This is a genomic window from Carnobacterium sp. TMP28 (assembly GCF_047553015.1).
Lineage (GTDB): Bacteria > Bacillota > Bacilli > Lactobacillales > Carnobacteriaceae > Carnobacterium_A.
The window spans coordinates 863442-878211 of the sequence record NZ_CP180212.1 but is presented as its reverse complement, the minus strand read 5'-3'; the positions used below and the strand labels follow the sequence as shown (position 1 = coordinate 878211).

At 34.4% G+C, this 14770-nt stretch carries 17 protein-coding genes and 1 other annotated feature; of the genes, 1 reads left to right on the top strand and 16 read right to left on the bottom strand.

The window, feature by feature from the left end:
* Window positions 1–6: 6 nt before the first annotated feature.
* The 14 genes from coaBC to ACMHYH_RS04170 all read right to left on the bottom strand — a co-directional run bounded on the left by coaBC (window position 7) and on the right by ACMHYH_RS04170 (window position 12489).
* Window positions 7–1212 carry a bifunctional phosphopantothenoylcysteine decarboxylase/phosphopantothenate--cysteine ligase CoaBC gene (coaBC, locus tag ACMHYH_RS04235; protein WP_414840107.1) on the bottom strand — a complete coding sequence of 402 codons (1206 nt, stop codon included), beginning with the start codon at window positions 1210–1212 and terminating at the stop codon, window positions 7–9.
* A gap of 186 nt (window positions 1213–1398) precedes the next feature.
* Window positions 1399–1614, bottom strand: coding sequence for a DNA-directed RNA polymerase subunit omega (gene rpoZ / locus ACMHYH_RS04230; protein ID WP_414840106.1), 216 nt, complete (start codon window positions 1612–1614; stop codon window positions 1399–1401).
* A gap of 6 nt (window positions 1615–1620) precedes the next feature.
* A complete protein-coding gene (gene gmk / locus ACMHYH_RS04225; RefSeq protein WP_414840105.1) occupies window positions 1621–2235 on the bottom strand; it encodes a guanylate kinase in 615 nt (204 codons plus the stop codon).
* 39 nt (window positions 2236–2274) lie between these two features.
* Window positions 2275–2496 carry a YdbC family protein gene (locus tag ACMHYH_RS04220; protein ID WP_414840104.1) on the bottom strand — a complete coding sequence of 74 codons (222 nt, stop codon included), beginning with the start codon at window positions 2494–2496 and terminating at the stop codon, window positions 2275–2277.
* A gap of 241 nt (window positions 2497–2737) precedes the next feature.
* Window positions 2738–3364 (bottom strand): V-type ATP synthase subunit D, encoded by a 627-nt coding sequence (locus ACMHYH_RS04215; protein ID WP_414840103.1) that lies wholly within the window; start codon window positions 3362–3364, stop codon window positions 2738–2740.
* A 6-nt stretch (window positions 3365–3370) separates the two neighbouring features.
* Entirely contained in the window at window positions 3371–4747 is a 1377-nt protein-coding gene (locus ACMHYH_RS04210) for a V-type ATP synthase subunit B (RefSeq protein ID WP_414840102.1), read from the bottom strand.
* Window positions 4740–6524, bottom strand: a complete 1785-nt coding sequence (locus ACMHYH_RS04205) for a V-type ATP synthase subunit A (RefSeq protein WP_414840101.1) — start codon at window positions 6522–6524, stop codon at window positions 4740–4742. Before ACMHYH_RS04205 ends, ACMHYH_RS04210 begins: the two co-directional genes overlap by 8 nt.
* Window positions 6525–6536: 12 nt before the next feature.
* The gene (locus tag ACMHYH_RS04200; RefSeq protein ID WP_414840100.1) at window positions 6537–6848 is read right to left on the bottom strand and encodes a V-type ATP synthase subunit F; all 312 of its coding nucleotides are present in this window, start codon (window positions 6846–6848) and stop codon (window positions 6537–6539) included.
* Window positions 6838–7842: a V-type ATP synthase subunit C gene (locus tag ACMHYH_RS04195; protein WP_414840099.1), complete on the bottom strand. Its 1005-nt coding sequence runs from the start codon at window positions 7840–7842 to the stop codon at window positions 6838–6840. The genes ACMHYH_RS04200 and ACMHYH_RS04195 overlap by 11 nt, the downstream gene beginning before the upstream one ends.
* Before the next feature lie 17 nt (window positions 7843–7859).
* The gene (locus tag ACMHYH_RS04190; RefSeq protein WP_414840098.1) at window positions 7860–8441 is read right to left on the bottom strand and encodes a V-type ATP synthase subunit E; all 582 of its coding nucleotides are present in this window, start codon (window positions 8439–8441) and stop codon (window positions 7860–7862) included.
* Window positions 8442–8496: 55 nt separating this feature from the next.
* Window positions 8497–8976 (bottom strand): V-type ATP synthase subunit K, encoded by a 480-nt coding sequence (locus tag ACMHYH_RS04185; protein WP_414840097.1) that lies wholly within the window; start codon window positions 8974–8976, stop codon window positions 8497–8499.
* Between the two features lie 46 nt (window positions 8977–9022).
* Window positions 9023–10981: a V-type ATP synthase subunit I gene (locus ACMHYH_RS04180; protein ID WP_414840096.1), complete on the bottom strand. Its 1959-nt coding sequence runs from the start codon at window positions 10979–10981 to the stop codon at window positions 9023–9025.
* A complete protein-coding gene (locus tag ACMHYH_RS04175; RefSeq protein ID WP_414840095.1) occupies window positions 10968–11294 on the bottom strand; it encodes a hypothetical protein in 327 nt (108 codons plus the stop codon). Before ACMHYH_RS04175 ends, ACMHYH_RS04180 begins: the two co-directional genes overlap by 14 nt.
* A 44-nt stretch (window positions 11295–11338) precedes the next feature.
* Window positions 11339–11385: a sequence feature (sodium ion sensor (DUF1646 type); this cis-regulatory element may regulate processes involved in with the transportation of sodium ions), on the bottom strand.
* A 234-nt stretch (window positions 11386–11619) separates the two neighbouring features.
* Window positions 11620–12489, bottom strand: coding sequence for a DegV family protein (locus tag ACMHYH_RS04170; protein ID WP_414840094.1), 870 nt, complete (start codon window positions 12487–12489; stop codon window positions 11620–11622).
* 184 nt (window positions 12490–12673) lie between these two features.
* On the opposite strand from ACMHYH_RS04170, the gene ACMHYH_RS04165 reads away from it, so the two are divergent.
* A complete protein-coding gene (locus ACMHYH_RS04165) occupies window positions 12674–12991 on the top strand; it encodes a hypothetical protein (protein ID WP_414840093.1) in 318 nt (105 codons plus the stop codon).
* Between the two features lie 153 nt (window positions 12992–13144).
* On the opposite strand, the gene ACMHYH_RS04160 is transcribed toward ACMHYH_RS04165, so the two are convergent.
* Window positions 13145–13813: an ABC transporter permease gene (locus tag ACMHYH_RS04160; RefSeq protein ID WP_414840092.1), complete on the bottom strand. Its 669-nt coding sequence runs from the start codon at window positions 13811–13813 to the stop codon at window positions 13145–13147.
* 2 nt (window positions 13814–13815) lie between these two features.
* Window positions 13816–14745 carry an osmoprotectant ABC transporter substrate-binding protein gene (locus tag ACMHYH_RS04155; RefSeq protein ID WP_414840345.1) on the bottom strand — a complete coding sequence of 310 codons (930 nt, stop codon included), beginning with the start codon at window positions 14743–14745 and terminating at the stop codon, window positions 13816–13818.
* Window positions 14746–14770: the final 25 nt, after the last annotated feature.

Below are 14770 nucleotides of genomic sequence, written 5' to 3'. Positions count from 1 at the left end.
ACTTCCTCACTTAATCATTTGCTCTATAGCTACTTTAAAGATTTCTTCAGCAACTTTTTGTTTACTGCGAAGCGAAATTTGAACTGGTTCACTATTTTGCATAAAAATAGTCACTTCATTTGTTTCTTGATTAAATCCTCTATTTGGTTTTGATACATCATTGGCAACAATCATATTCGCTTTTTTACGTTCCAGTTTTCCTTTAGCATAGTTTTCAAGGTTGTTTGTTTCTGCAGCAAAGCCAATTAAAAACTGTTGCTGTTTAGTGTGTCCCAATTGGTACAAAATATCTGTTGTTTTTTCTAATTCTATCGTCAACCGCTCTTCATTCTTTTTAATTTTTTTAGAAGCCTGTTTTTTGGGACGATAATCCGATACAGCCGCAGCCATCACAACGATGTCTGCTGATGCGTATTCGTTCAATACAGCATCTAACATATCTAAAGCAGAGCTTACATAGACAACCGTTACTCCAAAAGGTTCAGGCAATTGTTTAGTAGCAGAAATAAGCGTTACTTGTGCTCCTAAATCTCTGGCAACGCTCGCTAAACTGTAACCCATCTTACCAGATGAATCATTGGTTATATAACGAACCGGATCAATGCGTTCTTTTGTCCCACCTGCTGTTATAATTACACGCTTATTTTTCAATGGCAGTGTTTCTTGTCTTGAAATCATAAATTGTTTGACTGAATCAACAATCGTTAACGGTTCTGGCAGCCTACCTTTACCTTCGTATCCTTCCGCCAGAAAGCCCGTTTCTGGTTCCATAACAAAACGCTTATCTAATCTTAAGGTCGCAAAATTACGAATAGTTGCTGGATTCTCCAACATATGTGAATTCATTGCAGGTACAACAAAAACAGGAGCTGTTGTAGCTAATAAAGTTGTCGTAACAAAATCATCTGCTATTCCATTCGCCACCTTAGCAATAACATTCGCCGTGGCAGGTGCAATGATAGCTAAATCTGTCCAGTCTGCTAAATGGATGTGACTAACTTTATCTTCTTCTCTTTCAACAAATGTATCTGTATATACATAGTGTTTACTCACTATTTGAAACGTCAAAGGGGTTACGAATTCCATAGCGGATGCTGTCATTGCTACTTTAACATTTGCTCCTTGTTTAATAAACTGTCTAACTAAGTCAACAGCTTTATAGGATGCTATACCTCCACAAACATACAACGCAATATTTTTATTTTTCAACATTTTGACTAACCTCCTTCAAAATACAACAGAGTAGGAATGATACCTGATAACAGTTTACTAAAAAATAAGGTATTTGTCTTGTGAACCCAGTAATTCTTTGAGTCACTAAAATAAAAATACTCCAAAAACAGGTAAATACCTATTTTGGAGCACATGTAAAAATTATTAGCGATTAAATAAAAGTAATTACTCTTGAGGCCCAACTGTAGTAGGATCAATAACTAAATCTCCGGCGTCAATTTCTTCTAGTGCACGACCCACATTTTTATGCGATTCGTAAGTATCTAACATAGGCGTAGCCTTTGCTTCCAATTCGTGTGCACGCTTGCTTGCTAAAATAACTAACGAATATTTTGAATCAATTTTTTCTAATAAACTATCAATAGATGGCAATAACATCATAATACTTTACAACTCCTCAATCATTTTTTTATACCGATGGATAACACGTGAAACTTTTAAATGTTCACATTCAACGATATCTTTAATTTTTGCAACAGCATTTTCTACTTTATCATTTTCAACAGCATAATCATAGTGCTGCATCAAATTTATTTCTTCAATAGCTTTTTCCATGCGACTTTCTATAACGCTTAATTCATCTGTTCCTCTACCCACTATACGTGATTTCAATTCTTTTAATCCCGGTGGAGTCAAGAAAATAAAGATCCCTTCAGGCATTTTTTCTCGCACCTGTAAAGCACCTTGAACTTCAATCTCTAAAAACACATCTTTTCCACTTGCCAACGTCTGATTGACATACTCTAGTGGTGTACCATAATAATTCCCGACGTATTCTGCATATTCTAATAAACCGTCTTTTTTAATTAACTCTTCAAACTGTTCTTTCGTTCTAAAAAAGTAATCCATTCCATCTATTTCTCCTAGACGTTTTTTTCGTGTAGTCATCGAAATAGAGTATTCTAAGTCATTTTCTTCTTGCTCAAAAATAGCTTTCCTTACAGTCCCTTTTCCTACTCCTGAAGGTCCTGAAAGAACAATTAAAAGTCCACGATCTATCATGTCAAAATCCTTTCCATTCTAAAAAAATAAGTTAGTCTTTTATTCAAAAGTTGATAAGAAGAGTTTCAGAGTATCCATCTCTTCATTCGTTAACGTTAATCCTTTACCCATTTTTTCATGGTTTGGTGCCCAATCACGAATATCAAATTTAGGTGGGTTGCCATTCCAGCTCACTAAATTAATTTCTTTTTGCCAGCCTTTACTATTCTTTGACAAAACTGCGATTTCTTCCATTATTTCATAAGAAAATTTTTGAGACATTATTCTTTACACCTCACATATAAACATTTAACGTATTTTTTCACTAACTAGTCCTAAGCGCTTGTCTTTTTAGTGTACCATAAAAAACAGAAAGGGTGTATGTCTTTTTTTATATTCCTTCATTAACATTTTTTTATATTCCTTCATTAACAAGAGTTGATTCAATGTAAATATAAAAGAAGCAGCATAAACACTAATTGTGTCATACTACTTCTTTTATAAAATGGAGTTACATTAGAGATTAGCCCATATCTTTCACTTTCATTAAGCGAGTTATGTTTGCTCTCTCATTTTCATCTAACTTCATTTGGATGAAATAAATTGTCTCTTCTAATTGAGGAATTGTCATGTACTCTAAAGCATTTACACGACGGCGAGTTTTCTCAATCTCATCTGCCATTAACTGACATGTTTTTTCTATTTCAGAAAGTTCTAGTAATTCCGCCATCACTGCAGACATCTCTTCAATTGACGTATCAAGTTCACTGTTTGAATTTAAGTAACCATACTTCAATTCATTCGTATCTTGACTTTCATCGTATCCAAAATTCATTACCGGCACTGAAACACTCATAATATTTTTTTGATACATTTCTAATTCAACCGAACGTGGTGGTATAGCTACTAACTCTTCAATAAAATTTTCATTTAGTAAGGCCTTAGCCATTACAAATGATTGCATCGCACTCGTTAATTTTTCTTCAACTATTGAACGTAATACATTATTTTTTCTGATTAAAGTAATAAACTGACGCATTAATTCATCTTGTTTATCTTTTAATAATTTATGACCACGAGTTGCTGTGCTTAACCGTTGTTTTAAAATGGTTAATTCCATTCTTGTAGGGTTGACGTTTAACTTTGCCATTTAGACTCATTCCCCTTTCGGTAGGTATTCGTCTAACATTTCATCTTTGATTCGTTTTAGTTCTGTTCTTGGAAGAATAGCTAATAGTTCCCACGCTAAATCGAGCGATTCTTCAATCGAGCGATTTGTGTAATTACCTTGGTTTACGTATTCCTTTTCAAAACGTTCACCAAATTCAGCAAACAATTTATCTGTTTCTGAAAGAGCAGATTCACCTAAAACAACTGCCAACTCTTTCGCCTGTTTACCTTCAGCATAAGCAGCAAACATTTGGTTCATTGTTGCAGCATGATCTTTCCTTGTTTTTCCTTCTCCTGTACCCTTATCTTTCAAACGCGATAAAGAGGGCAGTACATCAATTGGAGGTTGGATTCCACTATTGAATAAATCACGAGATAAAATAAGTTGTCCTTCAGTAATATAACCTGTTAAATCTGGAATTGGATGAGTAATGTCATCTTCCGGCATCGTTAATATTGGTATTTGAGTAACGGAACCTTTTCCACCTACTAAACGACCAGCACGTTCAAACAATGTTGCTAAGTTTGTATACAAGTAACCTGGGTAACCACGTCTTCCTGGTACCTCACGTCTTGCTGCTGAAATTTCACGTAAGGCTTCGCAATAGTTGGTCATATCCGTCATAATAACAAGAACATGCATGTCTTTTTCATAAGCTAAATATTCAGCTGTTGTTAAAGCCATTTTTGGCGTTGCAATTCGTTCGATAGCTGGATCATCAGCTAAATTAATAAACATTACTGAATGGTCGATAGCGCCTGTTTTGCGGAAATCCTCCATGAAGAATTCTGCTTCTTCAAAAGTAATTCCAATCGCTGCAAAAACAATTGCAAAATCTTCATCCGAATTTAATACAGCTGCTTGTCTAGCAATCTGAGCTGCTAATTCTTTATGTGGCAGTCCTGAGCCTGAAAATACAGGTAATTTCTGTCCCCTTACCAGTGTATTCAGGTGATCAATGGACGAAATACCTGTTTGAATAAATTCATCAGGATAATCACGCGCCATTGGATTAATCGGTTCACCATTTACATCCATTGTTTTTTCTGGAATTAATTCGGGACCATTATCATTAATTCTTCCCATTCCATCGAATACTCGACCAACCATATCTTCAGAAACATCTAATGAAAGTGGTCTGCCTAAGAAACGTACTTTTGTATCTTCTAAATTTATTCCACTTGAACCTTCAAAAATCTGGACCATAGCTTTGTCGCCGTTGATTTCTAAAACTTGGCCACGTCTTCTTTCACCAGTTTGCATTTGTATGTCAACTAGCTCATCGAATTTAACGCCTTCTACACCTTCAACTGCCATTAAGGGGCCCACAACTTCTGTTACTGTTTTGTATTCTTTAAGCATCTGAGTCCATTCCCCCTTCTTCAACGATTTGATGGATAGTATTTTTAATGTCTTCTTTTAATTGATTGAATTCACTGATTCTTTCTTCTGGAATGTATTTACTACGTGCAATTCTTTCTCGAACAGCCACAGTTCCTTCAATAATCTCATTGAAATAAGAACCTAATTTCATGCCAGCTAATGCTTCATCTTGGAAATCAAGAATGGTAGAGAGCATTCCATACTGTTTTTCGATTGACGTATAGCTATCAACATCATCAAAAGCATTTTGCTGCAAGAAATCTTCACGAATCATTTTAGATACTTCAAGTTTTAATCTATCCGTTTCTGATAGAGATTCAACGCCGACTAAACGAACAATTTCTTGTAATTCTGATTCGTCTTGTAATAGCGTCATCGTTCTTCTTACCATAACAGTCCAGTTTTTTTCTAACTTGTTTCCAATAAATGTTCCCAATTCAGCTGAGTAAAGTGAATAAGAAGATAACCAGTTAATGGATGGGAAGTGACGTTTTTGAGCTAATAAGTTATCTAAACTCCAAAACACTTTAGCTACCCGTAATGTATTTTGCGTTACTGGTTCTGATGTATCTCCACCCGGAGGCGAAACTGCACCAATGGCAGTAATACTTCCTTCACGACCTTCAGTACCTAATGCGATAATTTTACCAGCACGCTCGTAAAATTCTGCAATACGACTGCCAAGATAGGCAGGGTATCCTTCATCTCCTGGCATTTCTTCCAAACGACCTGACATCTCACGAAGGGCCTCTGCCCAACGAGATGTTGAGTCAGCCATGATAGCCACGCTGTACCCCATATCTCTAAAGTATTCTGCAATCGTTATACCTGTATAAATTGAGGCTTCACGAGCTGCAACCGGCATATTTGAAGTATTAGCGATTAAAATCGTACGCTCCATAATCGATTCACCAGTACTAGGATCAATCAATTCTGGAAACTCATTGATTACGTCCGTCATTTCATTACCACGCTCACCACATCCAACATAAACTACTAAATCGACATCTGCCCATTTAGCTATTTGGTGTTGGACAACAGTTTTTCCAGCACCAAAAGGTCCAGGTACTGCTGCTGCTCCTCCTTTTGCTACTGGGAATAACGTATCAATAACACGTTGACCAGTAATCATTGGAGCATCTGGGTTTAATTTTTTTGCTGTTGGCCGGCCCTGTCTTACTGGCCATTTCTGCAACATTGTAAATTCTTTCGATCCATCTTCAGTATCTAATGTATAGATTGTATCAGTAATATCAAAACTTCCACTTTCAATACTTGTTATCGTTCCTTCAACACCATAAGGCACCATTACTTTGTGTAGAATAACTTTAGTCTCTGGGACAGTTCCGACGATATCACCAGCAATTACTTTAGTTCCAACTTCTACGGTTGCTGTGAAATCCCATTTATCCGTACGACTCAATGCTTTTATTGAAACACCACGGACTAAATAATTGCTATCTGTTTTTTCCATAAACTTGTCTAACGGACGTTGGATTCCATCAAACATTTGTGAAATCATTCCAGGAGCTAATTCTACCGATAAGGCTTCTCCGGTAGTTTCTACTGGTTCTCCAGGTCCAATCATCGATGTTTCTTCGTAAACTTGAATGGAGGCTACGTCATTACGCATTTCAATAACCTCACCAATTAACCCAAGCTTACCAACTTTACAAATATCTTGAATATTTGCCTCTTCCATTCCATCTGCCGTAACTAATGGTCCAGAGACACTCACAATTCTTCCTTTGTTCAAACTGGTAACCTCCTATAAAATGTTTTGTCCGACTGCTTTTTCAACATTTTGCTGAATTCTTTTTTTCCCTATATCTAAAGATCCTAAATGATTTGGAATTAGAATAACAGCAGGTTGAGCTACTTGATCGTAGCGTTCGATTGTTTCAGGTATTAATTTTCCTAATGGTTCTGTTAAATAAATAATCCCATAGTTTTCTTTGGCTAATTGGTCTACAATACGTCTAGCTTCTTTAGCTTCTGATGCATAAAAAATATTAAACCCTAAAATTTTAAAAGGGAGAATGGAATCTTTATCGCCAACTACTCCTATTTTATAAGCCATAAATGATTCGCATCCTTTCTCTTATTTCTTTTATTGGAAGATTATTTTCTTTTCCTACTAAAATTAAGCGTAAGTTTTTAACTTCGTTTTCTTTAGCATAGATGTAAGCCAGCATCGGCATTGGTCCGAAAACTTCTAGTTTAGCATCTTTCATCTTTTCCATATAGGCATTATCTGTTTGTAAATCAAGTTTTACAGGTGATAATTCTTGCGTTTCTGGGTTAATCGAGTTCAAAATAATATTACTGTACTTCCCATCAGCAAGCTTCTTACCTGCATCAACTAAATTCTCAGTTCCAAGTTGAATCAACTCTTTTTTTGAAATACTTCCTGAACTAGATAATATCGTTGTTAAAAAGTTTTGAGAACGTTTTTGTTTAATTGCTCTAGACAATGTAGATAAATTATTTAAGTCAATTAGCATTGTAATTAAATCAACTACTTTAGGATCTCTAGTACTTTTTGCTAACTCTTTCAAATGAGTAAAATAACGTCGGTCTAAAATAATGTCAATAGATTGAACATTATGATACTCTTCATAATCTGTTTTAACTTCTTGAATACTAGTTAGATACTCTTGGCCTAATTCATCTGATTTACCTGTTTCTACAGCTTGTTTCAAAGATGACATGGATTCTTTCCCAATCGGTATAAGCATGCTAGAAAAATCATTTTGTGTTAAATTCTCTTTTAACATGACTTTCAAGTTGTGATAAGAATAGCGTAATGAAAACAACTCTATTAAAGCTGGTTCAGGACTAATCGTAAACAGTTCGTCGTACATCCTTTTTAGTTCGTTCACAAGCAGTGTATCGTAATTTTTCGTTCTTTTTAACTCTTCGACATCATTGCGATAGGGTGTATCTTTTAACACGCTTAGTGCTTCCTCAAAATCAGGCGACTGTAGCATCCGTTCAAATTGTTCATTTTTAAGGAGGTTACTTTCGAAAACACGAATACGTGCATTAGTCCCAGCAAAAGCTGTTGGTTCCATTTATTCTCCCCCTTTTTTTAAAACAATTTTTTAGAAACAGATGGTATTATCTGACTTCTGGTTTCAGTAATCAATGAATCAAATAAAAAATTATACTGGATACCTGTTTTATCCTTAACAATAAACCCAGCTTTTCTGCTAATCGTTTCAGTAGATAACGATACAGGCAGACCATTTTGACCAGCGTTTTTAATCCAAGTTTCAGATACGTTCTGACTAGATTTTTCACCTAGAACTAATTCAATGGTTTCCATTGTTTTAAATTGCTCTAAAACAGAAAGTAAAAATTGTTGGAATGTTGATTCATCCCATTGCTCCATAGTTGTTTGGGCTTCTTCAAAAACGTTGTACAAGAAATGTTGCTTTTCAGTCAATATCTCGTTTCTTTTTTGATTTTCTAAACTAGTTTGATTTTTTTCAAAATCTTCTACTAAACGTTTATCAATCAAGTGTAGTTGTTTTACTTTTTCTTCTTCCAGTTTTACTGTAGCTAGCGCAATTGTTTCTTTAGTTTCTAGTCTAGTCTGGTTTATTGTCTCTTGTATTTCAGCTTTCTTTTTTTCAATCATACGATCAGTAATGAGTTTTAAGTCTGACATGATTTCCCTCCACTCTTATCAATTTCTTTTTTGTATAGAAAGTAACTTAATTTTTCTATACGTTTAATACTAATAAGAATGAAATTACGAAACCTAGGATTGCGTACGTTTCAACCATCGCTGAGAAAATGATACCTTTAGTTGCATGTTCTGGTTTCTTAGCTAAAATTTGGATACCTGCTGAAGCAACGCGCCCCTGAGCAATACCTGAAAATAAGCCAGTAAATGCAATAGGCATTGCAGCCATTAACAAGTATAATCCTTGAGCAAGTGTTGTATCAACGCCTGTATTCAAATAAATTAAGAAGGCAATAACAAATCCGTATAGTCCTTGTGTACCTGGTAATAATTGTAGAATCAAAGCTTGTCCGAATTTTTCTGGTTGTTCCGTTGTTAGTGCCGCTGCTGCTTCACCAGTCATACCTACACCCTTAGCTGAACCGATTCCTGAAAAGATTGTTGCGAATCCAATTCCCATTGCTGCAAAAAATAAACCACCGTTGTTTTCAGTTAAAAATGTTAGCAAGTTTCCCATTATAAAATTCCTCCATTATTGTGTTTTGTTTTTTTAAAGTTAGTACTTATTTACTGTCTTTTTTTAAATAAATATGTTTTTCAAACGTTTTTAACGGATTAAGTGCATGTCCGCCACCTTCATAAAATTTACCGAAAAATTCAACATATTGTAATCTTGCTGTATGCACATACGCACTCAGATAAGTTAAGAAGATATTTAAAGAGTGTAGAGCAATAAACAATAGAATCCCAACAGTGAACTTAGCCACTGGTGGAAGGAAATCAACAATCATATTAAATGCTGCTGCGATACTTCCACCTGAAATACCTAAAGCCATCAGTCTTGTATAACTAACTAAATCGCCGACGTAACCGGTTATTCCATAAATATTATACAAGCCAAGTGCAGCTCCCAAACCTTTACTTTCAGATGACAACATCGTTACAAAAACAATTCCAACAACGTTTACGCCAATTAGAATGTAAGCAATTAAGTTAAGAATTGGGCTATCAAATACCATCATTCCTAACACTAGTAAACCTATGCCTAGAAGAATTCCGACCCATGCCATACCATCGACATAACTAGACGCACGTTGCTGTTTTCTCCATTTCACTCCACTATTAATCAGCAATCCGTAGATTAACTGAATAAAACCAAAAATTACAGAAACAATCAAGATCGTTATAACATCAGATGTCGTAGATAATAATTGAATTGGTAATTCGTAACCCATAAAGCTACCATAAATCAATCCCCAAGCGATTACAGAATACGATAATAGATTGAAAAAGCGAATGAATTTAGCCATTCCACGATCAAGATTAAATAATTTTTGAGCAGCAAGTGTCCCAATCATCAGAATCAACCCGTATCCTACATCTGCACTCATCATTCCAAAGAATACTAAGTAAAAAGGCATCATGAATGGCGTTGGATCAATGTCATCGTATTTAGGTAAACTATACATTTCAGTAATACTTTCGAATGGCTCTACGAACTTATTGTTTTTTAAAACAACAGGGACGCTATCGAATTCTTTCATCTTAATCTCTTCTGAGATAATAGCATAATTTTCTTTTCCAAGATGCCCGTCTAAAAGCCGACTTAAATCAGAAAATTGTTCTTCTTCTAACCAACCATTTAGTATGAAGAGGCTATTGCCATTTAATAGAAGATCTTTTCCAATTTCTCTTTGGTGTAAATTGTAATAATATTCCTCTCCCAATTGTAATTCTTTTAACTGAGGAGAAAATTGCAGTAATTCTTTTTTCAATTTTTGCTCTTTTTCTTGTAGTACTTTATTTTCAGCCCTATTTTTTTGTAGCTCTTCTTTAGGCAACGATTTGTAAGGATAAGTGAATTTAGTAAACTGAAACTGGTTTAGTACTTCTTCGATTACTTTTTCATTATCTTTTGCAGTAATAATTAAATACGCTGCCTCATCTTTGTATAGAAAAATTTCATCCATATAATTAGCTTCAGATTCTTTTAAAGCTTCTTTAAAATCCGATACATTTCCTGAAGAAATTGTTCCAACAAATGCTGAAGTCAACTTGAATTTAGTCAAGTCATTGGGATTAAAACTTAAAGGTTCCCACTTACGCAAAAATAGTTCTTCTTCATTTAGCGTTTTTTGCTTTTGTTCTAAAATGATAAGCTCTTTTTCTTTTTCTGAGACGTCATCACAAATATTTTTCAATCGTGTAACAGAAATTGATTTTTCAAGTTCTTCCAGCGTATATTCTTCTCTACCCGACTTTAATTTAACAAACATTCCTGCTTTAGGGATGTATTGATTTAAATAAGTCAAAGAATACTGAATATTTTTTAATCGTTCTTCATATTCTATTCTTTCATTTGCTGGCTTTTCTTTAGAATAGTAATCAAGAAGCGTTGATTCTTCTAAAGTAGATAAATCAAATAATTCTAGTCTTTGTAGCTCCTGTACTGCTTTTAGTAGAAGGTCTTTATCTGTTTGTTCAGCCAAGAGCGTTACTTTTTTCATTTTAGCTATTGCCATAGCGATTGACGACCTCCTTAACAATGTCATTAACTACATTTGCTTTATTCCTCTGAACGGACTGTTTCATTTCTCCTACTTCAACTGTGATTACTTTATTTATATCTTCTTTAATAGAAGCAATTTTTTTATCGTATTCTTTTTGTTGTACATCTTCGTAATTTTTTAATTCTGAGGATAATTTTTTTTTGTTCTCTTCAATGACTTCTTGTGCTTCGTTTTTTATACTTTTTATTTCACTCGCACTATCTAATTCAAGCTTAGCTGCTTTTTCTTCTGCTTTCTTAACATATTCTACAGTTTCTAAACTCATTATCTCACCTCCTCGAAATAAAAAATAGGCGTGCTTAAAAAGACTTCTTCTCACCCCTTGAAGAATCATCCTTGAAAGCTGTCGCCCAACCGTTGTACTCTATTTTATTAAGTAAATACGTTTAACTCAAATAGTGAAAAAATTTAGTAGTTTTTTCTTTGAGAAAAACACCATTTTACTTAATTTACTCTTTTTTGTTTCTATGTTTATCTCTACAAACAACTTATTTCCAGCTATTGTTCAACAACATATTTAAACTTACACTCATACTATTATACCGTTTTTTAGCCAATATTACAATGTAGAAGGGTTAAATAAACCAATCTTATTTCTTTATTTCACCAAATGAAAATACTGCCACAGATCCAAAACCAGTATGAGAAGCAATTGTTGGACCATAGGGATAAATTTGGATATCTTTTACTGCTACCTTGTCTAAAATTGCATTTTTTATCCACATAGCTTCTTCAGGTACACCTACATGCCCAATAAAAAGTGTTTGTTTTTCTGGCTCTATTATACCTTCAATTGTTTTTTGTACTAAATACTGCAAAGATTTTTTACGTCCGCGTACTTTTGCAAATGGCACTAAATTACCTGTAGGATTCATAATAATAATAGGCTTTACGTTCAACAATGTCCCTAATGTTGCTGATACGGCTGAAATACGTCCACCTCTTTCTAGGTGCTTGATATCTTCTACAGTCACCCATGAATGAAGTTTCATCTTATTTTCTTCAATCCACTGTGTCACTTCTAGCAATGACTTACCCGCTTTTTTTAAGTGCACCGCTTCGTAGATCAATAATCCTTCTCCAAGACAAGCAGCTAGAGTATCGACAATAGTCACATCAATTGAGCCATACTCTTCTTTCAACATCTCTGCAGCGGCTAGTGCATTGTTATAAGAGCCACTTAATCCAGATGAAAAAGCTAAATAAAGAATAGGTTCATTATTTTCGATATAATATTTGAAGGTTTCTATATACGTTCCAATATTTATTTGCGATGTTGTCGCAGTTTCTCCATTTTTTACTGATTGAAAAAAGGCTTCCCTGTCAAACGTTTTGCCTAAATCATCTAGATACTCATTCCCATTCAAATTAATTGTCATATTAATAACATGAATATCATTCTCTTCCACAAATTTTAATGGTAAATCACAACAAGCATCGGTCATTATCTTGTAAGTCATTATAAAACTCCTCATCTTACCTTATCTATTTTTACTTACCTTATCTATTTTTACATTTCTCTTTCTATTATAGCTAGAAAATTAATGAAAGAAAACTTTATCGTTAATTATTTTCAAAAGACTTGCAAAAAGGAACGTTTGTTCGTATAATAAAAGTATCAAACAAATGTTCGGGGGAATCGATATGGAAAAAAAATTAGCTGAGCAGTATTCTACTTTCTTCAGTAAAAAAATTTCTTTAGTAAAAAAAGTTGCTGCCATAAAATCTTTATCTCAAATGCCGGAACACCAAATTTTACTTTTTTTATCCCAAGCTTATGACCGTAAAAAGCCTATCATTCTTCAAATAAATAAAAATGACCACAATTTATCAATCAATGAAAAGTATGGGACAATCTGTTATTTTCAAAATAAAAGTGGCATGCTTGTTTTAGAAAATACTAATTCTCAACTAACTCATATGCTTTCCTACAAAGATATTCGCCATATTCGTCTTGTATGAATCTGACAACTACCTATTCTTTAGTAGATAATACTACTCACTTAAGTAGGTCATACTTATCTATTTTTTATTATTCTATCTAAAAAGAGGCAACCATTATCTTATGGTTGTCTCTTTTTAGAATAGCCATCATTGCCATTCACTATTTACTATTCAGCCACGTACTTTACGTGTAGGATCTAATTTTTTTTCAATTATTCCCAACACAAAATCACTGATAATTGCCATTAATGCTGTCGGTATAGCACCAGATAGTATAATTGCTCCTCCATCAGTAGCATTAACCCCACGCGTTATGATATCTCCTAGGCCTCCTGCTCCAATAAAAGTTCCAATCGCGGTGATACCAATTCCAACAACCAGTGCATTGCGAATACCGGCCATGATAACAGAAAGTGATAGCGGTAATTCAATCATAAAAGTTACTTGTAACCTTGTCATCCCCATACCTTTTCCTGAGTCCAAAACATTGCTATCAACATTCCTTACTCCCGTATACGTATTTTTAATAATTGGCAATAAAGAATATAAAAATACGGTAACGATAACTGTTGTCGTACCAAGTCCTAGTCCAAGCATCAAAATGGATAACATCGCTAATGATGGAATCGTTTGAATCACATTAGCTATTCCGATAACCCAATTTGCTAATTTTCCTCGACGGGAAATCAAAAATCCTATCGGAATACCGATAATTGCTGCAAAAAGGACACCGTAGATAGAGATTAAAAAATGTCGTAAAAATTGCTCCCAAATGTAAAAACCATTTTCACTAAAGTAATACCACAACTGTTCCCATAGGCCTAACTCTGAAACATCCATCGTTATTCAGCCCCCTTTTTATCTTCGAAGAAATTATTTTCGTCAAGAAAATTTCGTGCAACTGTTTTAGGTTCTAACAAATCATTGTCTGCACTATAATTCATTTCTTGCATTTTTTCTGTTGAGATTGTGTCTTTTAATTTCAATAAAATATCATTTAATTCTGGATATTCTTTTAAAACTTTATTTGATGCAACAGGACTAGCATCATACGGTGGAAATAACTGTTTGTCATCTTCTAAAACAACTAAGTCATAACTTTTTATTCTTCCATCTGTTGAATAACCTAGAACAATGTCCATTTTATCTGCCTCTAAAGCATCATAAACTAAGCCAATTTGCATAGGGTAAACACGATTAAAGTCAAAGCCGTATGTGTCTACGAAAGCATCGTATCCATCACCTTTTCTTTCCATCCAAGAAGTATCTGCTCCCAAGTTAAGTTCTGAAACAGTATCTTTTAAATCGCTAATTGTTTTAAGTCCATATTTTTCAGAAGTTTCTTTTGTCACCATAAATGCGTATGAGTTTGAAAAACCATAGCTTGGAAACCACTTTTGATTAAATTCTGCTTCAAAGCCTTCTACAACAGTATCAAACGCTTTAACAGGATCTGTTATAGGGTCTAAAGCCAATTCACCTGTTAAAGAAGTCCCAGTGTAACGAGCCCCTGACACGTTTGCATCTCCACCAATTAATGCTTGATGATTTAGTGTAGATGAACCCAAGTTATTGATAATTCCTGCATCAATATCTAAATAGTGCTCAACCATACCCTCGACAATAAAAGCTAAAATCTGTGTTTCAGAAGTCGTACCTCCCGTAATGATAATACCTTCTCCATCAAGCCCACCACCTAAGCCCGGAAGTGAACAACTGCTTAATACAACAGTTGCAAAAAGAAGAATCACAATTTTTTTAACTGTATTGATTGTGTTCATTATTTAAAAACCTCCT